This is a genomic window from Nostoc mirabile CHAB5784, from assembly GCF_020829645.1.
Classification (GTDB): domain Bacteria; phylum Cyanobacteriota; class Cyanobacteriia; order Cyanobacteriales; family Nostocaceae; genus Nostoc; species Nostoc mirabile.
Genome location: NZ_JAIVFS010000041.1, coordinates 1 through 24,189, shown reverse-complemented (window position 1 = coordinate 24,189; position 24,189 = coordinate 1). Strand labels below are relative to the sequence as shown.

At 43.8% G+C, this 24,189-nt stretch carries 23 protein-coding genes; 13 read left to right on the top strand and 10 right to left on the bottom strand.

The genetic code is table 11. The features are described 5' to 3' along the window. Positions 1 to 13 precede the first annotated feature (13 nt). From LC653_RS23855 to LC653_RS46925, 4 genes are all read right to left on the bottom strand, one after another. Positions 14 to 829, bottom strand: coding sequence for a hypothetical protein (locus tag LC653_RS23855; protein ID WP_229497210.1), 816 nt, complete (start codon positions 827 to 829; stop codon positions 14 to 16). Between the two features lie 3 nt (positions 830 to 832). After that, positions 833 to 1,408, bottom strand: a complete 576-nt coding sequence (locus tag LC653_RS23850) for a phage tail protein (protein ID WP_229497209.1) — start codon at positions 1,406 to 1,408, stop codon at positions 833 to 835. A gap of 24 nt (positions 1,409 to 1,432) precedes the next feature. After that, complete coding sequence (locus tag LC653_RS23845; RefSeq protein ID WP_229497208.1) at positions 1,433 to 1,618, bottom strand: hypothetical protein; 186 nt, start codon at positions 1,616 to 1,618, stop codon at positions 1,433 to 1,435. Positions 1,619 to 1,801: 183 nt separating this feature from the next. Then, entirely contained in the window at positions 1,802 to 4,141 is a 2,340-nt protein-coding gene (locus LC653_RS46925; protein WP_229497207.1) for a substrate-binding domain-containing protein, read from the bottom strand. 454 nt (positions 4,142 to 4,595) lie between these two features. Here LC653_RS46925 and LC653_RS23835 point away from each other — a divergent pair, with 454 nt between their 5' ends. Beyond that, positions 4,596 to 4,805: a Nif11-like leader peptide family natural product precursor gene (locus LC653_RS23835; protein ID WP_229497206.1), complete on the top strand. Its 210-nt coding sequence runs from the start codon at positions 4,596 to 4,598 to the stop codon at positions 4,803 to 4,805. A gap of 88 nt (positions 4,806 to 4,893) precedes the next feature. Here the strand turns inward: LC653_RS23835 and LC653_RS23830 are convergent, their stop codons facing one another. The 3 genes from LC653_RS23830 to LC653_RS47955 form a co-directional block, all read right to left on the bottom strand. After that, entirely contained in the window at positions 4,894 to 5,631 is a 738-nt protein-coding gene (locus LC653_RS23830; RefSeq protein ID WP_229497205.1) for a transposase, read from the bottom strand. Between the two features lie 301 nt (positions 5,632 to 5,932). Next, entirely contained in the window at positions 5,933 to 8,041 is a 2,109-nt protein-coding gene (locus tag LC653_RS23825) for an ATP-binding protein (protein ID WP_229497204.1), read from the bottom strand. A gap of 320 nt (positions 8,042 to 8,361) precedes the next feature. Next, on the bottom strand, positions 8,362 to 8,694 hold the full coding sequence (locus LC653_RS47955; protein WP_229497203.1) for a hypothetical protein: 333 nt from the start codon (positions 8,692 to 8,694) through the stop codon (positions 8,362 to 8,364). A gap of 180 nt (positions 8,695 to 8,874) precedes the next feature. On the opposite strand from LC653_RS47955, the gene LC653_RS23815 reads away from it, so the two are divergent. Beyond that, the gene (locus LC653_RS23815; RefSeq protein WP_229497202.1) at positions 8,875 to 10,284 is read left to right on the top strand and encodes an eCIS core domain-containing protein; all 1,410 of its coding nucleotides are present in this window, start codon (positions 8,875 to 8,877) and stop codon (positions 10,282 to 10,284) included. A gap of 102 nt (positions 10,285 to 10,386) precedes the next feature. After that, positions 10,387 to 10,563: a hypothetical protein gene (locus LC653_RS23810; protein ID WP_229497201.1), complete on the top strand. Its 177-nt coding sequence runs from the start codon at positions 10,387 to 10,389 to the stop codon at positions 10,561 to 10,563. A 184-nt stretch (positions 10,564 to 10,747) separates the two neighbouring features. Here LC653_RS23810 and LC653_RS23805 read toward each other — a convergent pair whose 3' ends face one another. The 3 genes from LC653_RS23805 to LC653_RS23795 form a co-directional block, all read right to left on the bottom strand. Next, positions 10,748 to 12,025 (bottom strand): Pvc16 family protein, encoded by a 1,278-nt coding sequence (locus LC653_RS23805; RefSeq protein WP_229497200.1) that lies wholly within the window; start codon positions 12,023 to 12,025, stop codon positions 10,748 to 10,750. A 647-nt stretch (positions 12,026 to 12,672) separates the two neighbouring features. Beyond that, positions 12,673 to 13,344: a LuxR C-terminal-related transcriptional regulator gene (locus LC653_RS23800; RefSeq protein WP_229497199.1), complete on the bottom strand. Its 672-nt coding sequence runs from the start codon at positions 13,342 to 13,344 to the stop codon at positions 12,673 to 12,675. Between the two features lie 144 nt (positions 13,345 to 13,488). Beyond that, positions 13,489 to 14,601 carry a sensor histidine kinase gene (locus LC653_RS23795; RefSeq protein ID WP_229497198.1) on the bottom strand — a complete coding sequence of 371 codons (1,113 nt, stop codon included), beginning with the start codon at positions 14,599 to 14,601 and terminating at the stop codon, positions 13,489 to 13,491. Positions 14,602 to 15,307: 706 nt separating this feature from the next. Here LC653_RS23795 and LC653_RS23790 point away from each other — a divergent pair. From LC653_RS23790 to LC653_RS23750, 10 genes are all read left to right on the top strand, one after another. After that, the gene (locus tag LC653_RS23790; RefSeq protein WP_229497197.1) at positions 15,308 to 15,841 is read left to right on the top strand and encodes a Pvc16 family protein; all 534 of its coding nucleotides are present in this window, start codon (positions 15,308 to 15,310) and stop codon (positions 15,839 to 15,841) included. A gap of 74 nt (positions 15,842 to 15,915) precedes the next feature. Beyond that, complete coding sequence (locus tag LC653_RS23785) at positions 15,916 to 17,616, top strand: phage tail sheath family protein (protein ID WP_229497196.1); 1,701 nt, start codon at positions 15,916 to 15,918, stop codon at positions 17,614 to 17,616. An 86-nt stretch (positions 17,617 to 17,702) separates the two neighbouring features. Beyond that, positions 17,703 to 18,173 (top strand): phage tail protein, encoded by a 471-nt coding sequence (locus tag LC653_RS23780; RefSeq protein ID WP_229497195.1) that lies wholly within the window; start codon positions 17,703 to 17,705, stop codon positions 18,171 to 18,173. Positions 18,174 to 18,251: 78 nt separating this feature from the next. Continuing rightward, entirely contained in the window at positions 18,252 to 18,725 is a 474-nt protein-coding gene (locus tag LC653_RS23775) for a phage tail protein (protein ID WP_229497194.1), read from the top strand. Positions 18,726 to 19,035: 310 nt separating this feature from the next. After that, complete coding sequence (locus tag LC653_RS23770) at positions 19,036 to 19,524, top strand: phage tail protein (protein WP_229497193.1); 489 nt, start codon at positions 19,036 to 19,038, stop codon at positions 19,522 to 19,524. Then, on the top strand, positions 19,524 to 19,886 hold the full coding sequence (locus tag LC653_RS23765; protein ID WP_229497192.1) for a hypothetical protein: 363 nt from the start codon (positions 19,524 to 19,526) through the stop codon (positions 19,884 to 19,886). The genes LC653_RS23770 and LC653_RS23765 overlap by 1 nt, the downstream gene beginning before the upstream one ends. 192 nt (positions 19,887 to 20,078) lie before the next feature. Beyond that, positions 20,079 to 20,459, top strand: a complete 381-nt coding sequence (locus tag LC653_RS23760) for a phage tail assembly protein (protein WP_229497191.1) — start codon at positions 20,079 to 20,081, stop codon at positions 20,457 to 20,459. Positions 20,460 to 20,467: 8 nt separating this feature from the next. Beyond that, the gene (locus LC653_RS46920) at positions 20,468 to 20,599 is read left to right on the top strand and encodes a DUF6760 family protein (protein WP_308189131.1); all 132 of its coding nucleotides are present in this window, start codon (positions 20,468 to 20,470) and stop codon (positions 20,597 to 20,599) included. A 148-nt stretch (positions 20,600 to 20,747) separates the two neighbouring features. Continuing rightward, complete coding sequence (locus LC653_RS23755) at positions 20,748 to 22,568, top strand: ATP-binding protein (RefSeq protein WP_229497190.1); 1,821 nt, start codon at positions 20,748 to 20,750, stop codon at positions 22,566 to 22,568. Continuing rightward, positions 22,517 to 23,554, top strand: a complete 1,038-nt coding sequence (locus LC653_RS23750) for a hypothetical protein (protein WP_229497189.1) — start codon at positions 22,517 to 22,519, stop codon at positions 23,552 to 23,554. Before LC653_RS23755 ends, LC653_RS23750 begins: the two co-directional genes overlap by 52 nt. Positions 23,555 to 24,189: the final 635 nt, after the last annotated feature.

Genomic DNA, 24,189 nt, shown 5'->3' with positions numbered 1-24,189 from the left:
TGTAAGAAAGTCTTTACCAAGGCAGTCGCCCTGAAGAAGATTGACTGTGAAACTCTGGCTCTATTAGTAATTGCTGTTGAATAAAAGCATAAACTTCTTTAGCTAGAAGTTCTAAATTACGTCGGTCTGGTTTTTGTGAAGAGCGACGTAAAGAAGTAATTTGCTGAGTAAAAGTTTCCGTTTGCTGTTGAGGAGTTATTCTAGTTTTAGTTGGTGGCTGACTTAACAAATAAGGATTTGCTGGCATGACATGATCTTCATTTGCGATATCTGCGCTATCAACGTTAACTAATAAGTCAGTAATGCTTGACCAAGCTTCTGGTGCCCTGATAGAAGTGGATAATTTTAAGTTGGGCTTGGTTTCCTGCCAACTGCTAGGAACAGGTATGGGAGAATAAGGTAAGCGATCGCTCGGTGCAATCTTAACCGTCTTTTGGCCAGTCTGCGCTAATTTTTTTTTAGTAGCAGGTTGCAGATGGATAAAGTCAGATTCCATAACCAAAGGACTGAGGAGGGCTAAATTTTGCAAAACTTGAGGTAATTGCGGCAGTTCTAACTCTAGTTTGACTTCAATTGCTCTTTCTTGAGATTGTGCAACTGCCGGGATCATCCTCTCTGAGGATTGAGATTTCGATGTGGATGCGGCGGTCGTGATATTTCCCAGGATTTCAGCACAAACCAATTCTATAGTCACGATTTGTGTTTGCAGCCAATTTTGGCCTAGTATGCTAGTTGGCACTAAGGGAGCTTTAATACCAAGAGGTTCTAAGAGTTTCGTTTCTCCTTCAGACTTCCCATTTGTGGGGTTATAATTGAGTGCTTCTCTCATATTTTAGTAACTATTGAAATATCCCTTCTTGTGGCGTCCGTCCTTAAGAATAGAAGCACCGCTGCCGCTGGAGTTTGATTGCTGATTACTGACCTTTAATCCTTCATAGATTAAAGTTAATTCTTCAATTGCTACAGTGCTGCTATCTGCATTTAAGGACGGGGCTTTCCACCCAACAGGAACTGCACCAATAAGTGTCCAACGCTGCATAGTTTCCCCCGCTTGATTGAAGAGCAAAATATTGACATTACGGCGGTTTTTAGTGCTGCTAGCATTGTTGCAACTGGGATCTTTTTGGGTTAATATTTGCTCTAGCCAATACCAAAAAACCAGATCGTTAGTGATGCCCCGTTTGAGTGTGACGGGCGAAAATTTGGCTTGCCCTAAAAAAACTCTTTGCTGATCGTTAACACCACCTTCATATTGAGTTTTGTACTCCAAGTCCACACCCAAACCCGAACACTCAGTAAAACAGGCAGTAATACTACTCTCTATTTCTACATAAAAGCGATTGGCTGTAACGTAGCTAAGTTCGCGGATGTTATTGCCATTTTTTTCTGATTTGCTGTTAGCTGGCATTGTTAGCTGAAGATGATGCAAACATTAAAACAATCTTGTGTAGTTTTTGGCGGTTTCTCTTTGGTTACGCATATCTGACTGCATCAGTTGATAAACCCGTTGGCTGATCTGCCGCAGTAACTGTGGATCGCGCAGTACTTGACCTGCTAACTCAGATAGAATAGTTAGGTCATCTTGGCGATCGCTACCTTGGGAAGAATACTTGACCATAAAGAAACACCCATACTCACCGTTAGTATAGAAAGATAGGTTCGTCTTTGATATTAGACAAAGGTCGAAGTTATTACAAAGGGAATAGGGAACAGGGAACGGCGAACGGGGAACAGCTACTAGAATCTTCCTTAACCCAAGCGTATTGAGTTACAGACAACACACATTTTATTTCTGGAGAAATCAATTTTTAGATAAAGGTTGCAACGGTATCAGCCCTGTTTTGCTAAGAAGTTGCTGGCTTTCTCTAGTCTTAAGGATATTAGCAAACTTGGCACCAACAGCAGAACGTCTATTATCTCGTGCATAGACTACAGTAATTGGATACGCCAAGGGATATTTTCCTGTATTAAAAAGCTGTAAATTAGGATAATAGCTGCCTTTGTTATTGCACAAATCTGTAGTTGGATCTATTGGTAAGCCGTTATTTTGGACAATAGATTGGATAGGCTCTCCTCGATCTACTATAGCTAGAGGATAAGCAGAACATTGACCAAAAACTTTGCTGAGTGTCCCAAATGCAATTCCACCAACTCCATCATCCTCAAAATCTTTAATCACCCTTGTCAAAGTAGCAAAAGTAGACAATTGAGTAATTGGTGAAGCTGGTGTATTTTTAGATGAATTAGTTTCTTTATTGCTGTTTTGCCACAAAGTTCTAAAAGTATCAATAGACGCTTGGTCTTTAAGTACGCGCTGCTCAAATATAAGCAAAGCTTCAGTTTCAGTTGGGATATATAGTTTAACTGGTAAATCCGGGCCTCCAAGTTGTCGCCAATTTCCGATTTGTCCTGTATATAGTTTACGCAATTGCTCAAATGTAATTTTTCCCTTCAGGGCGTTAGGAAGACTTTCTTGCCTTCTGGAATAGCTGAAGTTAACGAACACTACTAAGCCATCGTAAGCAAATTCTTTATAAGTTAAGTCATCACTTTGCTTATCAACTAGGGTAGTGATGGCAAAGTCAGTTTTCCCTGCAAGGAATTGTTTAAGAACTGCATCCTTAGCAGCAGATGGATTGGCTTTATAATCAATAGGTTTGTAGATTAGTTGCGATTTCCGCAGACGTTTTTGCAGTTCTGTTTCTAAAGTTTCGCCCTTGGCAATTAGATTTGGATTTTGCAGTACATAAGTCCACGTTCCGTCTGCAACACCAGTATAAGTAAATTTGCCATTAGGCAGCGGCGGCGCATCCTTAATACAGCAAACAAGAAAGTCGCTTTCAGTTTCCTCCTTAGCGTATAATTTCGAGGTTAGAAACCAAATTAATCCTCCGAACAAGAGTAAGCTAAGAGTAGTACCAAAAATAATTAAGGGAGTACGAGAAAATCTAACTTGTTCTGGTTTTTCCTCTTCTACTATCAAATAATTAATTGCAATTTGCTTTTCTAGTGACAGTTTCAATAAGGCTTGGCGGGCAGCGCTGGCACTTTCAAAAGGAATACCCATGCCAACCAAGCGCAGGATAAATTCTTTGAGTTGAGGGCTGATTGGCAACCACTGGGGGTAATCTTTGGGGTTAAGAGGTTCGCCAGAAACAGGATCTACTAATTTGCCTATAAGTAAATTGAAAGCGACGTGCCCCAATGCTGATAAGTCATCTGCTGGTATTGGTTTGGTTACTGGAGTATTTGGTGAATTAAATAGATTTTCCCAGAGAGCAAGGTCGCAAAGATAGATAAAAAATGATTCTTCATCTATGAGTAGGCTGTGGAGATTGAGATTGCCGTGGGCTAATCTTTGTTGGATTTGGCCTGAAGGCAGAGAAAATTTCTGTTCGTGAAGAAATTCCAGTGTTTGTAAAACTTGGTTGAGGACTTGCTGCACTTGGGCAGGAGTCATGGCACCCTTATAAGCAAGGTAACTGCTAAGAGTTGGATAGGTATCTAATTTGGTTTTGGTTATCAGGTAGCAGCGTTCTTCAACTAGATTGGTAGGATCGGCGATCGCTTCCCAAGGTAAGATCAAGCGAAAGTCTTGTATTCTGCCGTCAGCTAAATTCAATCCGGCCAAGCTGATAAAAGCGGCTTTGCGCTGAATTAATTCCTCGTTGTTGAAAACTTTTTGCGGTAGTAGATATTCTTTAATTGTCACAGGCTGGTTGTCATCGAGTTGAGTGCCTCGGTACAAACGCCCCATTCCCCGCCTGCCTAGTAAATTTTCAACTGTGTAAGTTCCCCGATTGCCTTTGAGTTTGGTTTTTTCTGCTAAGGTGGCTGGGAAACTGCATTTTAGGCAATACGTAGCTCTTGCATCTTCCTGTACTGCTTGTTGAGGGAAAGGGCAGTTTAATGGGTTGTGAGTTTGGCAGTGATACTGGATGTATTGCAGTTCGTATGGTTCGACTGCTTCTGTTGTTACAGTTTCTTCAACATCTGGGGGAAATAGTTCTGGTTTGATTTCTTCCAGAATGGGTTTAAGCCATAAAAATCGCCCTAGCAAGTTATAGCGATTCAGCCTTACAGGCGGATTGTGCGTCAGCAAGTAGGCTTTAAGTAAATTTTGGGGAATTTTTGTCCGCACAGAAGATAAATTAGGTGCTAAAGATTAGAGATAATAAGTGAGTCGGCGTAAATAATTATTGTTGGGATAAGGCAGGGAGCAGGGGGCAGAGGGAGAAAGAGTTTGAGCCTTATTTACTTTTCTTCACACAGTTTGGTTTTATTACACCAACTTAACTTAGAGGAAATATAGGAATCTTTAGTAATAATGTAAAGCTATGTATATTTAATTTTTTTATTTTCGCATTTACTGTTTGTCTGTGCGACTAGACTATAGTCGAATTTTTTGATAAAATATTCTTAATTTACGCAGCAAAAGAGCGATCGCCTTAGCCTTCAGCATAGTATATGCTAAATTCAATAAAAATTTAAATATTTGAAATGGTTAATAATTTAATTTACATATATCATCAAAATAGTTGTAAAATATTGTGCATTTGTAAAGACTGAATAACTAGTAATTTAAATTAGTAATTATGGCTAAAGAAGAAGTAACCAGACTATTCAGATCGGTTCAAGCTAATGTATCTTTACGGGAAAAGCTCAACTCAGCGCCTAGTATAGAAACATTTGTTCAGCTAGCTCAAGACCTTGGCTATAACTTCACAGTTCAAGAATGGAAAGAAGTTACTAGCTTTAATGTTGAAGAGTTGAAGTGTAAAGTATCTGAAATTCCAGGAATTTAATTTTGATTATTTAAGAGGTTGTTTGAAAAGTGGTTGGCTATAAGCGCATTGGATTGTAGGGGCGCAAGGCCTTGCGCCCCGACTGACGTTACCATTTTGAAGGATTATGGGGATGTAATTGATCTATATTCCAAGATATTGGATTTGTCTTTACGTATTCACGAATTTTGTATAATGCTGCCTCATTGCGAATGATGTGTTCGTAGTAATTGCGTTGCCATGTCGGGACTCTTGGTGTCCCTCGCAATAAATTAATTCGCTTTGTCACGGCCATTTTAAACCCAGCAATGAAAGAGCCAAGCGATCGCGGTTTTCGGTTCGGCATATTGGTTGGTAAAGGCGCATCGGATTGTGGCAACCCATTGGATTGTCGGGGCGCATCGGATTGTGGCAACCCATTGGATTGTCGGGGCGCATCGGATTGTGGCAACCCATTGGATTGTCGGGGCGCATCGGGTTGTGGCAACCCATTGGATTGTCGGGGCGCAAGGCCTTGCGCCCCTACCGCGTGGTCATTGATCCCAACGCCATGATTGTTCACCCCAAGGTATGCGACAGGTTCAATAAAAACAATTCCATGAAAATGGTTGGGCATGACAATCCAGGCATCCAATTTAATCTCTTGACGGAGATTAGGCGATCGCTCCCATTCTTCAGCGACAATTTGCCCGAAATCATTTAATTGCATTATCCCATCAACTACCTCACCAAACAAACATTTTCGTTGGTGGCTGCAAATGGTGATAAAATAGCCACCAGCAGACGTATAATCGTATTCTTTAAGACGGATCGATTGACGATGATGTTTATTGCGATCGTATTTCACGGGTTATGAAAATCAATATCGATATTTTTGTATTGTTCCCCGATAACCCCAATTAATTTCTACTACCTTTAATCTCGTACGGGCGCACGTAGGGGCGCAAGGCCTTGCGCCCCTACTATCCAATGCGCTACGCGATCGCTAACGCACCCTACAAGATCAGGCGATCGCACTAGCTTCAATGTTGAAGAGTTGTTGTGTAAAGTATCTGAAATTCCGGGAATTTACAGCAGTTTTCATGTTTTTGTTCCACATCTGTTGTAGGGGCGCAAGGCCTTGCGCCCCTACCGCGTGGTCTATTTACTTATACCCAGCCTTTGACTTCTTCTTTTGTCAGAAGTCTTTGCAACTTCAGATAATCTCGTTGCGTTGCTGTGAGAATATGTTTCATCATTACTGGTTCATCGGCATCAGCGGCGATAAAAGCGGCATTCATGGCAATGTTGCGGATATTGCCTCCAGCAACTTGTAACTGTCCGAGTTTTTGATAGTCTAGTCCTTTGGTTGGTGTCTGCGGTGGGAAAATGCGCTGCCAAATTTGCGATCGATATTGTGCGGCTGGGAAGGGAAAATCTACCATAAAGCGGATGCGGCGCAAAAAAGCGGTATCAAGGGCGTTTTTTAAGTTAGTCGTCAAGATTGCTAAACCCCCGTAGGCTTCCATGCGCTGAAGCAAGTAACTTACTTCTACATTAGCGTGCCGATCGCGACTATCTTTAACTTCCGAACGCTTGCCAAACAAAGCATCGGCTTCATCGAAAAGTAAGATTACTCCTCCGGCTTCGGCGGCATCGAAAATCCGCGCTAAATTCTTTTCGGTTTCGCCGATATATTTGCTGACAACGGCGCTGAGGTCGATGCGGTAGAGGTCGAGGCGAAATTGCTGTGCTAATACATCGGCTGCCATTGTTTTACCTGTACCGCTTTCGCCGTGAAACAAGGAGGTAATCCCAAAACCGCGATTGCTTTTGCCAGCAAAGCCCCAATCTTGGTAAACTTTCGACCGTTGTTGCAGATGAGTGGCGATATCAGAGAGTACCTGACGTTGGGCTTCTGGTAGCACTAAATCTTCCCAAGTAGATGTAGCGTTGATGCGTTGGGCTAAGTCATCGAGGCGAGGGCGGGCTTGAGTGCGGCAAAAATCCCAAAGTTGGGAGGAGATCCCCCCTAGCCCTTCATCAATTGGGGGGGAAATATCTGAAGAACTGGTGACTTGAAGGCAGGCGGCTTTAATGGTGGCTGGGCTGAGGTTAAATTGGGATACCAGCTTGTTCAGTTGTCCGTTGAGTTGGTTTGCTGCTGTACCAAGATGAATTTCCCAGAGGGTTTTTTGTTCGTGGAAGCTGAGGGGAGGAACATCAAAGCTGACGAAAGTTTGTTGTCGAGTCGGCAGACGTTCTAGGGTGCTGATAATTGCCGGGGTCTGGAGATTTTCAATCAATAGAGAAATCGCAGTTGTTTTAACAGGATCGGCGGTGGAGATGGAGTCACAGTCGAGTAATAATACCCGATTTCCTAATATCGCTTCTCTTTCCCACTTTTGCTTGAGTTGATGCAGTTCCTGGGGGAGACTGGGAAGGACGGCGGCGGAAATTATGCCGAGGTTAAAGCCGAGTGTGTCGCAAATATTGCTGACGATTTGATATTTGGTGGTAGATTCGGAACCGCATAATTGCAGAAGCGGATAATAGTGCGGGGCTTGCGACCAAGTGGCAATTATGCGATCGCAAATTCCGGCATGGGAAGGAGGCAAAGGTAGGGTTTGGGGTTCAGATTCCGGGAAAGTGACAATTCCTAAGAGTTGTTCGTCAACGGCAACTTCCCCTAATAGATAACAGAGAATGCGTTTGTCGATTCTAATCGCCGTTTGGGTGAGGGAAAAGCCAGGGGCGAATTCAATTAATTGCCATCGTTGTAAGGGATTTTGGGGAGAGAGGACAGAGAAACTGGCTCTTGGAAAAATGGAAAGGGCTAAACTGAGGGTGGGATAATTGCGATCGCTGTTGCCATTGGCTTCGGCGCAAAGGGTGGCAAATGTGGGGTCGATTTCCATAGCCACGCACAGCAAGAGGATATCCCGTGCAAAGGCAGAGAGATTAAATTTTGAGCAGATTTGAGCTAAGGCACTGGTTGGGGAGATTGTATCGGATATTACGTCCTGGGGTTTGGATTCTATATATGTTTGTAACCACTGACGAATGCGTTTGATTTCTTGCTGAATGATTTGCCAGTTGGTTTGATACCAGTTTGGTAGTCCGGTATTTGTCATAGCTTGGTATAAAAGATGCTGTTGGTAAATGTGGGAGCAGATTGTTTGAAATTCTGTAGGGGAGAAGCATATTGGCGGCAACCCAATACTAACCCCGCCTGCGGCGATCGCCTGAAAAGGGAGTAAAAGAGGATTGAGAGCCACCCATTTGAAGCCAATACGGTTCGGTTAGCTTGTTTTTCGAGCGAAGATCCCCCCAACCCCCCGATAAATTGGCTTGCTCTTTTCTTCCAAAACCCCCTTTTTAAGGGGGTCGCCGCAGGCGGGGGGATCTTAACCGAACCGTATTGCATTTTACAGCTATTTTCAGGTAAATAGACCACGCGGTAGGGGCGCAAGGCCTTGCGCCCCTACAACAGATGTGGTTCAAATACATCAAAACAGCTTAAGGCATGGGTGTACACACAAGTCGGAAAAACTCCATCCAGCAAAGATTTGCGGTGCGTGATGCTGGCGTGACAAAGCTAAATTGTTGCAATCATGGCGATGCCTGCGGCGGGCTTTGCCAAGGCATTTGTGATTTCGGGGAACCCATTTGTGATTTCGGGGAACCCATTTGTGATTTCGGGGAACCCATTTGTGATTTCGGGGAACCCATTTGTGATTTCGGGGAACCCATTTGTGATTTCGGGGAACCCATTTGTGATTTCGGGGAACCCATTTGTTACTTTGGCGAACCCATTTGTGATTTCGGGGAACCCATTTGTTACTTTGGCGAACCCATTTGTGATTTCGGCGAACTCATTTGTTATTTCGGCGATCGCATTTGTTATTTCGGCGTATCCATAACGCACCAAACAGGCGTATTTAGTGACAAACGGTACAGAAAAGTCATAATAATGCTTGTATCCAGAAGCAACGCCTGTACACTAATTAATTATTATAGAAGAGTGCAAGTTTATACTTTCAGCTATAGTAGGAATTCTGCAATTTCCCTAAAATATCATACATAAAATAGAGGGTAGCGAGGAAAAATTATGTCCAAACAGAGTGGAAAGGTACAAGCGAAATCGTGGCAGCCCCCCGCAGTGCAAACAGCAAGAAAAGGATTCTCCGCCAGACCATTTCCTGAGATAGCGAGAAAGGAAGAGGGACACGAAGCCCGCCTTGACCACTCTGAGATGAAACAAAATCAGCCGGGAGGGATGATTGATAATATCAACCGCTCACTCGCATCAGCCAGCCCACCCGAACCTTTACCAATATTGGGACTCGGAGGAGTGCAAGCAAAGCTGACCCTCGGCACAGTGGGCGATGTGTACGAGCAAGAGGCTGACCGCGTGGCGCGGCAAGTGGTAGATGAAATACACAGTACCGCATTCAGAGCAAGGAAAACAACGTCGGAGGGTGGGAGTATAGCCAACGGCGGGGAAGCGGGACGGGTGCAACGGCAGATAACAGTGCGGGCGGCGGGTGATGCAGGGGGAGAAATTTCCAGCGAGTGGGAAGGGGAGTTGCAGCGTGCCAAAGGCGGGGGACAGCCGTTGTCGCCGACGGTAAGAGAGCCGATGGAGAGGGCGTTTGGGGCGGATTTTGGAGGAGTGCGCGTGCATACGGGGGCGCAGGCGGATATGTTGGCGCGCTCGATTCAGGCGAAAGCATTTACGACGGGGCAGGATGTGTTCTTTCGGCAGGGGGCGTATGAGCCGTGGAGTCGTGGGGGGCAGGAGTTGATTGCCCATGAGTTGACTCATGTGGTGCAGCAAGGAGGGGGAAAAAGAAAACAAAATACTGACATACAGGAGAAACCTGATAGTCGAAACGGCGAAATGCAACCAAAAGTAATCTGGAAAAAGCGGGAGACACATGAAAAATATACAGAAGCGACGCACATAAACCAATCATTAGTTTCAGGAGCGCACATACAAAGACTAGATGAGGTTAGGCATAATTTTATTGGAATACGAATTTATCTGAATGCCCATTATTACAATCCAAACAACAATAGCCATAATTTTAGTTTTCATACCCAATTGTTGTTTAACTCCCAAGTCGGAGAGAACGAATTTTTGAACGACCTAGCATTTTGGCAATTTGTTCAATCCAGTTCTGCTAGGCGTGCAGCAGCACGAATAGGGTTTAATGGAGCATACCATCATCGCACAGACGAACATGATGACTTATATAGGAGTGAACATTTTATTCAAGCCGGACAAGCCACCCCAGACATCAGTTTCGTTATGACCCAAGATATCCCAGGAGTCGATGGATTTAGGCCGGTTGATGAGATTCATTGGGTTTTCAACTTTTACCAAATAGTAATGGATAGAACGACAGGCACATTAATTCACCGCACTCCGCAGCTTACAATAATAGTAGAAGGTATAGGAGAGGATGCAAATATGATGCCGGGTCGTGGCTGGTTGTATAATTCAGCTGGAGTTTAATGAAAGGGTTCCTCGCTGATGTAGGCTCTATTTCGCAAATAACCCAAAAAAGTGCGAACGCCGTTTCTACTGGGTCTCTGCGTAATGAACTAGATTTTCAATATGGCAGAAACAGCCACTCCTCACCAATCAGGACCACCGCCGCACATATTCCCCAATGCGCCCAACCGACGCACCTTTCTCATAAAGTGCGATCGCTTGATCACTCAAGGTATTTATCCGCCAAATTGGGGGATGAGTGAAATTACAGAAATGTCCAATACGATTTGGGATATATAGTGCGATCGCGAATCTTGTAGCGACTGTCTTGATAGTGCGATCGCAGCTCTTGTAGGGTGCGTTAATGAAATGTAACGCACCAACTCTTTGTTTATTTCCGGTGCGTTACGCTGATGCTAACGCACCCTACGAGCAACAAATAAAATAAATGGTTATAGAATTGCGGTAATTACAAATAACATTATTACCTATTCTTAATCGCTATTTTCGGACTAATATACTGATTGAAAGTTTGACTATCTGAATTTGTATCCACGCTCAAAATACTTTCCGCACCGTCCACTTGTACACGCGCTAAATATTCTCCCGTCTTAACTCCAGAGATCACAAATTTAATCAAATTAGTATTTTCTTGCCGTCGCTTAGAAGCTTCAAACATATAACCTACAGGATCATTTGTCGAACGCTCATTGAGCAACAAAACTACCTGCTGCCCTTTGGCAATTTTGAGATTAACTTTAATACTTACCTCAGCCGATCGCAGTTCATCTCCACTCCCTTGAATCTTAGATACTTTAACTTGTATAATCGTTGGGCGCACTACAACAGCGACAGCATTTGACTCAACTCTGCCTCTAGGCGCTGGCGGTATTCCTGTCATTACTTGATGAACTACTTGCAACCTCTGCACACCAGCCCGCAACTCATCAGCAGATACACTTGACAGAGGCAATACTATCTGCTTTTCACTAACCTGTTCTGGAGTCACCACCACATCACCTATCCGCACATGGGTGACATCGCCCTTTAACCGCTGACCTCGAATCATCAAAGAACTGTCTGCTAAAATTGGCTGATATACACCTGCTTGCGACACAACCTTTTCTACCATTGGTTGAGCCATAAAAGGCACGAGTAAAGGTTTGTATTCCCGCACAGGCAATGCTTTTTGAGCCGACTCAGCCCCATCAATTAAAACAACGCTGGTTTGGTAGGCAATTGATAAATTATAGGGAGTCTGGAAAAGTACAGACCACACCTTAGATAAATCTTCTAAAGACAAATCGAGTGACTCAATTTTGATTGCTTCTACTTGATTAGCAAGGTCAGAATCAGCTAAAAAGCTAAAGCTTGAGTCAGCCAGCGTATCCTGAATCATCTGCTGATTAATTGTTGAATAGTCTTGCAGCGTCCGCACAACGCTACCCAGCAGTCGTTGCGGTTCTAACTCGACTTCATTGCCATAGAAACTAAGCAAATAGTAGAGGTCAAAACCTCTTTGAGAGCGTTTGGTTGGCTGTCGATTAGATTCTCTGTAGGCATGTCCATTATTTTTACTCCAGAGATGATTAAGCGTGACATGGTAAAGAAATAAATTAATCCCTGTTTCTGGCGTACCGCTTCCCAAATTACTAGGCTTAACTGTTGTTACCCTAGCGTTATCCACATCCAGTTGAATGCTTGCCTGCAAGGTTCTTTGTAGCACTGCTGTTACAGTGGCAATAGCTAAATAATTACTCATTTGTTATCTATTATTTATTTTGTGTTAAGTGTAAAGAAATTTAGCTTTTACAATTCAAGCAAACTCCTGAAAGCTCAGAAAAAATCGTTCCTTCTGGTTTATCGAGTCAGGCAGGAGGCAGAGGGCAGGAGGCAGAAGGAAAACTGCTCTCTGTTTCCTGCCGCGACTAGAGAGACTTGGGTTTAAGAGGTTGTTTGAAAAGTAGTTGGCTGTGATTTTAAGCTAATCGTCATTCATTTTTCTAGAATGATTCGCTCGTAGTAAGGGCTTCAGCCCTGCTTTTATGCAACTTAAATGCTGATATAGCTTAGGCACTTATTGATCGGGAGCAACGCGATTTTGTGAGGTGCTAAAAATTAGGGGTATAAATCACCTGTTTAATAGTGCGATCGCAGCGAGATAGCTGTTTTTATTGAGAATCTAGCTATGTAACTGAGAATTAAAACCCGACTTCACAAAATCGCGTTGCTCCCTATCGATCCCCCCTAACCCCCCTTAAAAAGGGGGGAACCGGAATTAAAGCCTCCCTTAAAAAGGGCAGAACCGGAATTAAAGCCCCCCTTAAAAAGGGAGAACCGGAATTAAAGCCCCCCTTTTTAAGGGGGGTTGGGGGGATCGATAACGTTTTGCTACCGACGAAAGGACTTTTAAGCAGAAACTAAGCTAAGTTTTAAAGCTTTAACGATCGCCTGAGTGCGGCTGTTAACTTTTAATTTTTCAAATATGGCCGTCAAATGTGCTTTGACCGTAGCTATTGTAATGTAAAGTTCGCGGGCAATCTGTTCGTTGGCAGCACCTTTGACTAGCCATTGTAAAACTTCTTTCTCCCGCTCAGTTAAGTGAATGCCTTGTGCCGCATCCAAGGTAGCTTGGGTATAAGAGTGAAATAAGCGGAAAAACTGAGTTGATACTTCTGGGGAAAGATATATCTGATTATTGAGGACAGTGGCGATCGCATCACAAAGTTGCGTGGCCACACGGTCTTTCAACACGTACCCACAAGCCCCAGCTTGCATTGCCCGAAATATCCATTCTTCCTCGTTGTGTCCAGACAAAACTAGTACTTTACCCTTGTAGGATAAATCTCTCAAACGGGTCAGGGTAGTAATCCCATCCCCTTGAGCTAATTCCAAGTCTAACAACAGCAAATTTGGCTGTTGCTGTACGCTTAAGTTTAAGGCTGCATCCATCGAATCTGCTTCGCCGACAACCTGAAACTGTGCATTACCGCTATTGCTGTAAAAATTCAGCAGAGTCAGCAAACCTGCTCGAAAGTACGGTTCATCCTCTACTAGGACAATTGAAACAGGTGATACCATTTTGGATTTTAGATTTTAGATTTTGGATTGGGAATTATTTTCTGTGTCTAGGTTCTGTAAATCTATGTGTCGCAATTATTTTTTAAATTGGTGCGACTTAGTTGTTAGAATAAATGGCCTGATTTCTGTAATTGCTAGTTTTGATCAGCAAGGTAATGTAAAGGAGAACTGCGCCCCTCCTTCAGGGAGATTATCTACCCAAAGACTGCCGCGATGGTCGAGGAGAATTTTTTTAGCGATCGCTAATCCTAACCCTGTTCCTCCTGGTCTTTGAGTATAAAAAGGGACAAACGCTTGTTCTAGAGCCTCTGGGGAAAATCCAGGGCCGCGATCGCGTACTTGAAAAATTGCTTCATTTCTAAAAATTTGCCAGTGCCAGCTAATAGTTCCCCCTTCAGGGCTAAAACTAATAGCATTGCTCAACAAATTGTCGAAAACTTGCTTTAACTGCCACCGATCCACTGCTAAAATAATGGGCGCATTCGGATACAATACATGCAGTTGTTTTTGCTCCAGCCAAGGTTGCAAATCTTGAATACTCTCAGCCAATACCAGCCTCAAATCGCAACTAGTAATTTGCAATTTGGCCTGCTGCCCACAGTAAACCAAACTCTTCAAGTTACTACTTAACTTCTGTGCAGTTTCCCCAATTACTTTTGCTTGTTCTTGCGCCGCGCCTGTGGGCAAAGAAAGGCGAAGATTTTCGGCATAGAGACCAATCAAAGCCAGAGGATTGCGAATTTGATGTTCACAACGCTGTACTGCTTGCTCAAGTAATTGAATCTCTGCCTTTTGCCGAGAATATTCCTTATAAAGGGCTAGATAATGGCTCAACAGTAGAGCCGATTGCTCTACATACTGTTGTTGGGATACAGAAAGAGGCTGATAGCTCAACACCAAAAGATACTCAGGATGAGATCCTTGCTGACACAGAGGAAAGACGTAGGCATTGTAGGTGGCTGCGATCGCCAGTTCACTCAACTGCTTTGAAGGTAAAGAATCTACCCACCACAGTTCTGACTCCAGGTAAGAAATTTCTGAATAAGAACTTAATTGTTCTTGCCTGTAGTCTGCCACTATCCGACTCTTTCCTCGATCTAGGTCATTGTAAACGCTCCAGACAGCAATGCTTGGTAATTGTGTTGCTAACTGTTCAACTTGTAGCTGACAGATACTTCTCATATCTGGATAGCCTAATAGATGAGACGAAGGTGTAGTTGAAGAAGCTGCATACATCTGAGCTAGTGATTTTTGCATACAAAAAAAAGTAATTCCTCAGTGGGAAGATCACACACGCTATGGGCAATAGACCTGTTCCAAAAATAATTCATGGTATAAAGGGGAGCTTTAGAATTTGCGCTCCATTTGAATCAGACATACTAATCAGGTAATAAAAGTTCTCTGCATCGATTTCGATGTGCATTTTTAACAAAATTTTTAATTATACCACAAAATTATTTTGCAATAGGTCTAAGAGGATATTTGAAAAGTCTCCTTGTCGGTATCAAAACGTTCTAGATCCCTCTAAATCCCCCTTTTTAAGGGGGACTTAGATTCCGGTTCCCCCTTTTTAAGGGGGGCTAGGGGGGATCAATAAGTGCCTAAAATCACAGTCAAACACTTTTCAAACATCCTCTAAGAGTGTTCCAATAAATAAATGATCCAAAGTCTGTCATTGCGAGCGCAACGCAGTGGAGCGAAGCAATCACAAAGACTCAGAGATTGCTTGATTCCGCTTCGCTCCATTCGCAATGACAATTGGGCATTTTTTTACTTGGATTACTCTAATATGTAAAATATGTCATTAACCGCAAGCTATGAATACTTATTCTTAGGTTAGTGGTGTTTTCTGCTGCATAGTTAATTAGGACACAATATTTAAACTTTCGACCAAAGTCTAATAACCAGCAGGTTTATCTATCTTTAATCTAGATTTATACAAACTAAGTGCCCAGTATGTTCTATGCTCCCTGCTGTTACTCAGACGTTGGCGGAGATCCTGGCTGGTGGAACTTCTCTAATCAGTACAGAGCAAATAGATTTTAATCACCCTGGTCTACAACAGGGTATGGAGCCATTGCTAAACCTCTACTGCTATGACATCCGGGAACATAACGAAGGGCAACACTCAGTTTGGCAACTAGAGAGCAAGAATAGCTATGACACAAAAGATACAACCTCAGAGAAATACTCAACTGTTTGGATTGATGTGTCTTTTTTGGTAAGTGTCTGGGGGTTTACAGCGCTGGGGGAACAACGTCTGCTGTCAGAGGCATTAAAGCTACTATTGCGTCACCGCTTGCTGCCAGAAGAGATGCTAGATCCTACACTGCGTGGTCATGGCAACTTACAATTGCTTGTTTGTGCCATTAAGCCAAAAGAAGCATTAGCTCTGTGGAGTGCTTTAGGCGTCAGGTTGCGTCCAGCTTTATATGTGACAGTAACAATACCCTTGTACCTAAAAGCAGAACCAATACATCCAAGTAGATTGAATTAACTCAAAAGACTAATTAAACGCAGGTCTAGTGCCTGTTTATTGCCAACTTTATAGGAAATACAAAAAGAGCGTTTATGCCTAGATTAGATTACTTTGCCCCTGGTGTCTACGTCGAAGAAGTAGACCGTGGCAGTCGCCCAATAGAAGGTGTCAGCCTGAGTGTTGCTGGTTTTATTGGCTTTACCGAAGATGTACGTGGTGACGCCGAACTGTTCCAACCGATGATGGTCACCAGTTGGGATCAATACCTGGAATACTTTGGCAAGCAAGGGTCTGATGGCTTCACAGACTTCAATGCTTATCTGCCTTTTGCGGTTTACGGTTGGTTTCTGAATGGCGGTGGTCGCTGTTGGGTTTCTAGCATCGGTATCAAGCTGCCTGGTTCGGCAGCACCACCTGCTGAAGAAAGTGCTACAAAGGTGTTAAACTCAGGCGGTCGTCCATCTTTGCGGTTCTCTATTAAGCCATCTGAAGAAGAAAGCGCACTCGCTCTGCCAGGATCTACCCCCCGGCTAACTGTGCAAATTCAATCCAGTACGCCTAAATCACTCCCTGAAGACGCACCCGAAGGTACAGAACCGCCACTAGACTCAGGCGAATTCTTCACTGTCGTAGTCAAGCGGGGTGAGCAGGAGCTTGAACGGTACGAGCACCTGACAATGAACTCGGCCATCGATACACAGGTAGCAGACTATGTAGTTACGGTTCTGGAAACATCTGAATTCCTGACTATTGAGGATATCGCCCAAAGCGGGCAACCTCTATCCCGCCGTCCTGTTAATGGTATGTACGAGGTCAGCCCACCTCCTCATATTTCTACTCCAGATCGCTTCCCCCGCGATTTGCAAGGGACACGCGACGATCGCACTGGTGTCCAGGGGCTTTTTGAAATTGACGACGTTGCTATGATTGCCTGCCCAGACCTGATGCGGGTTTACCAAGAGGGACTAATAGACCTTGATCAGGTACACGGTATCATGGAAATGATGATCAGCAGGTGTGAGAACTCCTCGCCCAGCCCCCCTTTCCGCATGGTAGTTCTCGATTCGCCTCCTTGCAAAAATGGTGCAGCAGTACCAGCTGAACAAGTCAAGCCGCAGCACGTAGCGCAGTGGTTGAGCGCTTTTAACCGCCGCTCCCAGTTTGCCGCTCTCTACTATCCCTGGATCAAGGTTGCTAACCCCCGCAATGGCGGTAGACCGATTGCTATTCCTCCCTGTGGTCACATGATGGGTGTCTGGTGCCGTACCGACGAAACTAGAGGACTTTACAAAGCACCCGCTAACGACACTCCTCGCGGTGTCATCGGTTTAGCCTACGAAACCAACTTCCGCGAACAGGAATTGTTGAACCCTTTAGGCATCAACTGCATCCGCAACTTTGCCAACTTCAATCGCGGCATTAAGATTTGGGGCGCTCGCACCCTGGTCGAGCCGGATAACATCCAGTGGCGCTACATTCCTGTTCGCCGCCTGATGAGCTACATCGAAAAATCGATTGAAATTGGTACCCAGTGGGTAGTGTTCGAGCCGAACGATTCTAGACTCTGGGGTCGCGTTAACGCTACTGTCTCCAGTTTCTTGGAACGCCTGTGGCGCGAGGGAGCGCTAGTGGGAGCAAGTGCTGCTGACGCTTTCTATGTCAAGTGCGATGGAGAAATCAATACTCCAGATACCATGATGCTCGGTCGTTTGTACATCGAAATTGGCGTTGCTCCAGTACGCCCTGCGGAATTTGTTATCTTCCGCATCAGTCAGTGGGCTCCAGGGCAATAGTTAATTAGTAATTGGTAGTTGCTTATACCAATTACCAATTACTAATTACTAATTAAGAATACTATACAGTTTGCAAGGAGTAAAACATGGCAGTAGAAGTAATTTCTTCTAGTAATTTTGTCTTTGAATTTGCTGGTACAGTTTATCCGATCAAGAGCTTCAGTGGTATAGATGTGCAAGCAAAAATTGCTGCTGCCGATCTTCCCATAGCATCAGGTGCCAAGGCGCAGGTAACTTACCAGACAACTTCTAGTGGTTACACCGATAATAAAAACTTTACTATCGAGGCAGCTCTGGAAGATGGCAACAAGAAACTATTCGACCTTTGGGCTAAAGCTCTACCTGCAACTTACAAGGGCGGCGGTGGCAAATGGAATGAAGCTTATACTGATGGCAAAATAACCATCTTAGATGCTAGCGGTAATGACGTAGTGAGTTACGATCTCAAGCAATGTCAAATTGTCAGTTACTCAGTGTCAGATTTTGATGTTGCTAGCAGCAATATTTTGATGGAATCATTTGAATTTAACTGTCAAAATATCCAACGATCAAAATAAGTAAAACCGCTTGAGTAAAAGTCTTTTAATTGAGACAGATGCCAGAGAGTTTGTATGCATATTACTAGGAGTAAATAAATGGCAGAATATTTAGCATCGGCTAGGTTTGAATTTAACGCCGATGGACTCGATAACAAATTATTTGTTCAGAAAGTTTCTGGTTTAAAAATGTCGATCCAAGTTACTGCTACCGATGGGCCATTAGGGGTTACTGCGGGCAGCAAAGTGACTGCACAACAAGCTGCTTCCGCAGTCAAAAACGAAAATATAACCATCACCTTTGTCACCAATAGCGAGAAACCCAAAGCAGTATCAGATTGGTTTTACGATTCTCACTCCGATAGAGATTTAGGCGGAGCGACTAAGACTAAAGGTGAGCTAAAAACCGCTGATATCAAAGTCTTTAAACAAGATGGCAGCGAATCAGCTAACTGGCACTTCCAGGGTGTGATGCCCCTATCATATAAAATGTCAAACCTGGATGTTGCTGGCAACCAAGCGCTCACAGAAACCATATCTTTTTCCTATACCTATGTAGAACGCAAAAAATAAATAGTAGGTTGGGTATCTGTTGCCAACGCTATCTCAGAAACGAAATCGCGCCGGGGTGCGAGTGCAAGCATTGCAACCCGTCTTCATAAATAAGCAGAAGGCGCATGTCAGATGCACAAATTGCGATCGCATCTTACGTGCTACTTCAAAAGAGGTAGCTTTGCCCGCACTATAATCTCTCTATAGTTGCAAAATGTTCCCGGCTAATCGGCAGTTTTTATCCACAATCGTCTTCTACTAAATTCTCTAGCCACCGAGCGTAATTCGAGTGGATAGTAATAAATCTAATTAACTCAACTGCAAGCTAACTGTGCTAAAACAACCCGAATTTCTTACAAGTTCCCGTTTTTACCTGGAACTCAAACTTGACGGTAGCATCGATAGTGTAGATGGCTACTTTATGGAGTGTCAGGGTTTTAAGCGGACTCAGGAAGTAATCCCAATTTCTGAAGTAACGCCACAAGTTTGGAGTAAAGCCAAAACTGGTCGGATTGTCAGTACCCACATTCCCGGTAATGTCAAAAGTAGTAATTTAGTGCTGCGTCGGGGTATGACATCATCTATGACCTTGTGGAACTGGTTGAAGGCAGTAGAAGAGGGAAATTGGGCGCAACAGCGGCGAGATGGTTTTTTAACTATCTATAACCAAGCAGCCGAAGCACAGGCAACATTTGAATTCAAGGGTGCATGGCCGACTAGCTATACAATTACTGATGTCAAAGCCTCTGCTAATGAGCTAGAAATTGAAGAGATCGAATTAATCGTTGAAGAATTTAAGCGGACAAACGTAAGTAAGTAATGTTTCAAACAGAGTTTGAATTCACCTTGCCCAAGGGATACCTAGATACGGATGGCAATCTGCACCGCAAAGGTGTAATGCGTTTGTCTAAAGCGATTGATGAAATAGTTCCTCTGCGAGATCCGCGTGTAAAATCCAATCCGGCCTATGCTACGGTCGTGATTCTGGCTCGCGTTATTGTACGATTGGGAGCAATAGATGAAATAACTCCTTCTGTTATAGAAGGGTTATTTGCCTGCGATCTCAATTATTTGCAACGATTTTATCGCCAAATTAACGAACTTGATGGGGAAGATGAAGCGTCGCCAAACACTACGAAACTGCCATCCGAGCCGATAGATGCTAGTGGTCTGTCCCATTAATTTTGATGAGTTTGTAGTAAGCACTTCAGTGCTTAAGAATGAAGGACTAAAGTCCTTACTAAGAACATTTTTAGTTTGTAGTGAGCGCTCAATAGCTCAAGCTAAGGACTAAAGTCCTTACTACGAATCTATCAAAACTTTTGAGGCAGACCACTAGTTAAGCTAATATTTTGCTTTTAAATTGAAATTTATATGCATAGTCACGAGATAACAGACACAGAATTTGACTTTATCTTGCCTAGAGGCTTGGTAGATTCCGAAGGGGTGGTTCATCGCCGTGGGGTGATGCGTTTGGCGATCGCAAAGGATGAAATATATGTGCAGAAACATCGTCGTGCTAAAGAAAGTTCAGCCTATGGTGTCTTGGTAATGTTATCTCAGGTAATTACCCGTTTGGGAAATCTATCTTTAATCACCCCGGAATTATTGGAAGGTCTTTTTACGCGAGATTTAGCATATTTACGGGAGTTTTACAATCGGATTAATCAGGACGGCGATGCTTATATTCCGGTTGAGTGTCCCCATTGTAATAATAATTTTCAAGTGGAGTTTTCTCTGTCGGGGGAATTATAAGCTACCCCTTGGAGCAACTGCACGAAGAGGTAGCATTAATTGCCTTTTATTTTCATTGGTCTTTACAGGACATATTGACACTAGCTCATACTAATCGGCGGCTTTGGGTGTCGGAAATTGGCAAGATTAAGGAGCAATAATATCGTGTTTATTTTACCTTGCTAATTAACTCCCGATATGCCGAATATTTTAGGAGTTACGGCAATAATAATCGGATCAAAAAAATGGAGGAATAAACAAAAAAAGCGTGCATAATTAACACGAGAACAATGGGAGTCACAAAAAGTAGTGTTAATCCAAAATCCTAGTACCGTGAGTGGGAATGGCGCAAACCATCACCACTTGATGGATGCGCTGGAAGTCATCCGCGAACTTCTGGAGGCAAAAAGCAACAGCACAGGGGAAGATGTAAAAACGCATTCACAGTCTTCTGGGAACAGGCTGGAGGGAGAGGCGAGAAGTCAAATTGTTGTACCGCCAACTATAAAGATGCTATGTGAGCGGTTTGGCTTGTCTAACTTTGAGCGTGATGTGCTGCTGCTGTGTGCTGGGATGGAATTTGACAGTAGTTGGGCATCTTTGTGTGCTGAAATTAATGGCGATCGCCTCCAAAATTATCCCACATTCAGTTTAGCTTTAGCTGTGTTACCCGCACCCAATTGGGCAGCTTTAACTCCGAGTGCTAATTTACGTCGATGGCGGTTGATTGAAGTTGGTGCAGGAAATACCCTTACCAGCAGTCCGTTACGAATTGACGAGAGAATACTCCACTATCTGGCTGGGGTGCAACATTTGGACGATCGCTTGCTGGGAATTGTGGAGCCTTTAACAACAGAGGCTTACTTGGTACCATCCCACGCTAAACTGACTCAGGAAATGGTAGCGACTTGGGTCAAGGCAGCTAATACTAAAGATATTTTACCAGTTTTGCAGTTATGTGGTGGGGAAAATGCCAGTAAAAGAGCGATCGCAATGGCTGTATGTGGCGCATTTGGGCTAAATTTGTTTACTATCTCCGCCCAGACAATCCCCACAGATATCAGTCAGTTGCAACTGCTCAAATGTCTGTGTGAGCGAGAATATCACTTGAGTAGCATGGCGCTGTTGTGGGAGTGGGATGAAGGGGAAACGGGGGAGAAAGCCAAAGAAAATGCGATCGCCCGGTTGATTGAAAGTATTGATTGTCCTTTAATTACTAGTAGTAGCGATCGCCGTCGTCAAAAGCAACGCCCTATAATCACCTTTGATGTGCATCACCCAACCGCAGCAGAACAGCAGGCGATTTGGCTTGAGGCTTTAGGCGACATCGCCCTCACCCTCAACGGCGAGATTCAAAATTTAGTTTCCCATTTCCATCTCAGCCCGGCGGCTATTCACTCAGCCTGTTTGCAAGTCAGCGACAGCGAAACAGAAATACCATCCCAATTGTCCATCGCCCAGCAACTTTGGCACACCTGTCGCGCTCAAGCCCGTCCCCGTTTGGATGACATGGCGCAGAGGCTAGAATCAGGTGCAAGCTGGGACGAACTAGTATTACCAGACAAAGAAAAGCAAGTTCTGCGGGAAATCGCGGCGCATGTCAGACAGCGTACCAAAGTATACGATGATTGGGGATTTGGTGGCAAAGGTAAACGCGGGCTAGGTATTAGTGCTTTATTTGCCGGCACGAGTGGTACTGGTAAGACAATGGCGGCGGAAGTGTTGGCACAGGAATTGCAATTAGACCTTTATCGGATAGACATCAGTGCCATTGTCAGCAAGTATATTGGTGAAACCGAGAAAAATTTACGGCAGGTATTTGATGCAGCGGAAACTGGAGGAGTCATCTTGCTATTTGATGAAGCAGACGCGATTTTTGGCAAACGTTCCGAAGTCAAAGATGCCCGCGATCGCTATGCCAATATGGAGGTGAGCTATTTATTGCAGCGTATGGAATCTTACCGGGGTTTGTCAATATTAACAACAAATTTAAAAGGTTCTATTGACCAAGCTTTTTTACGGCGCATTCGCTTTATTACTCAGTTTCCCTTCCCAGATGCGAGCCAAAGAGCAGAAATTTGGCGGCGTGTTTTCCCCAAAGCCACGCCAACGGAAAAGTTAAACATTTAAGTGGCATCAATGACCCCAATTTGTTTAACCTAATTCAAACATATACTAATGTGTTCAACTTTAGTATTCTGGATATCAATCATACTCTGAATCCCCTGTATACCCTGAATTGGGACACTACTTTTGCCAACGCGGTGCAAGGAGCAGCACAAACAGTAGCAATTATTGGTTATGCCACACAGAATCTTAATAATTTAAACAGCCTGCGGCTGGCTTTACATAACATTGATGGTGCGGCTAACCCCAACGCTGCCAATTTCATCAATCCCCTGCAGATTATTGGTAATACCCTTGCGGGACCTGGGAGTAATCCACAACGGATTGGTATTGCACTACAATATTTAGCTAGACTGAATATGGCTTTGCCCAACGCAAATAACTGGCCGAATAATCTGCCCTATGGCAATCGTGGAACAGCGCCGTATCTGGGCTTAAGAGGGCATTTTAAGAAGCATGTGCTGGGATTACATGGCGACAGTGATGATGCCAATGAGCCGCCACTCTGGTATGCTGACCTAAATCTGGGGGCAAATGTAACCCGTGCTGACTTCGGACAGATGACCAAGGCGGTAGAATGGCAGTTATTTGGGGTCTATCCCCAAGTGCGTATTATTGGGGATTGGTATAAATATCTTGATATTCCCCGTTACTTCGCCAATCGGATTCAGATGGGGGCGCACGCCGACCAGCTTCGTTTTATTCAATATTTTTCAACTGCAAATGTGAATGACGTTTATGCTGATCTCATCGCAGCCCAGCACGAACATCGGTACAATAATTACGTGAGCAATGCATTCGATCATGCAACGAATAGCTATATTTATGTGGATCAGGGCAGAATAAAAATAAATGCGTACCAGAATACTGATTTCATTATAGCGGCGTTTGAAGCTGGTGGATTTAACTTTTCTAGCTGCTATAAACCCCAGATTGGTGGGCAGCAGAAATACAACGTGGAGAGAGGCAATCGTTTATGGGAAGTTTAGTGTGATCGCCAATCTTGTAGGGTACGTTAATGAAATGTAACGCACGATTTGTATGCTAATTTTCGGTGCGTTACGCTGACGCTAACGCACCCTACGAGTGACTACGAAAAATGCAGAAAATATTTATTGATTTGCTGTGCGATCGCCAATCTTGTAGGGTGCGTTCATGAAATGTAACACACCATTTGTATGCTAATTTGCGGTGCGTTACGCTGATGCTAACGCACCCTACGAGTGACTCCGCAAAATGCATAAAATATTTATTGATTTGCTGTGCGATCGCTAATCTTGTAGGGTGCGTTAATGAAATGAAACGCACCATTTGTATACTAATTTGCGGTGCGTTACGCTGACACTAACGCACCCTACGAGTGACTCCGCAAAATGCATAAAATATTTATTGATTTGCTGTGCGATCGCTAATCTTGTAGGGTGCGTTAATGAAATGAAACGCACCATTTGTATACTAATTTGCGGTGCGTTACGCTGATGCTAACGCACCCTACTAGCGTGTCAAGGCTAAAATGTTGCATTAGAATCACCTGTTTCATCGGTTTCAAAAATCGGATAAAGATGCTTAAGTTTGACACGGGCATTTTCAGTAGTAAAACGCCAAATTACTTTACTTGCGGTGC

Coding starts and splice junctions, on each gene's coding strand:
- LC653_RS23855 (WP_229497210.1), bottom strand. CDS start 829: ATGAGAGAAGCACTCAATTATAACCCCACAAATGGGAAGTCTGAAGGA.
- LC653_RS23850 (WP_229497209.1), bottom strand. CDS start 1,408: ATGCCAGCTAACAGCAAATCAGAAAAAAATGGCAATAACATCCGCGAA.
- LC653_RS23845 (WP_229497208.1), bottom strand. CDS start 1,618: ATGGTCAAGTATTCTTCCCAAGGTAGCGATCGCCAAGATGACCTAACT.
- LC653_RS23835 (WP_229497206.1), top strand. CDS start 4,596: ATGGCTAAAGAAGAAGTAACCAGACTATTCAGATCGGTTCAAGCTAAT.
- LC653_RS23815 (WP_229497202.1), top strand. CDS start 8,875: ATGTCCAAACAGAGTGGAAAGGTACAAGCGAAATCGTGGCAGCCCCCC.
- LC653_RS23810 (WP_229497201.1), top strand. CDS start 10,387: ATGGCAGAAACAGCCACTCCTCACCAATCAGGACCACCGCCGCACATA.
- LC653_RS23805 (WP_229497200.1), bottom strand. CDS start 12,025: ATGAGTAATTATTTAGCTATTGCCACTGTAACAGCAGTGCTACAAAGA.
- LC653_RS23800 (WP_229497199.1), bottom strand. CDS start 13,344: ATGGTATCACCTGTTTCAATTGTCCTAGTAGAGGATGAACCGTACTTT.
- LC653_RS23795 (WP_229497198.1), bottom strand. CDS start 14,601: ATGCAAAAATCACTAGCTCAGATGTATGCAGCTTCTTCAACTACACCT.
- LC653_RS23790 (WP_229497197.1), top strand. CDS start 15,308: ATGCTCCCTGCTGTTACTCAGACGTTGGCGGAGATCCTGGCTGGTGGA.
- LC653_RS23785 (WP_229497196.1), top strand. CDS start 15,916: ATGCCTAGATTAGATTACTTTGCCCCTGGTGTCTACGTCGAAGAAGTA.
- LC653_RS23780 (WP_229497195.1), top strand. CDS start 17,703: ATGGCAGTAGAAGTAATTTCTTCTAGTAATTTTGTCTTTGAATTTGCT.
- LC653_RS23775 (WP_229497194.1), top strand. CDS start 18,252: ATGGCAGAATATTTAGCATCGGCTAGGTTTGAATTTAACGCCGATGGA.
- LC653_RS23765 (WP_229497192.1), top strand. CDS start 19,524: ATGTTTCAAACAGAGTTTGAATTCACCTTGCCCAAGGGATACCTAGAT.
- LC653_RS23760 (WP_229497191.1), top strand. CDS start 20,079: ATGCATAGTCACGAGATAACAGACACAGAATTTGACTTTATCTTGCCT.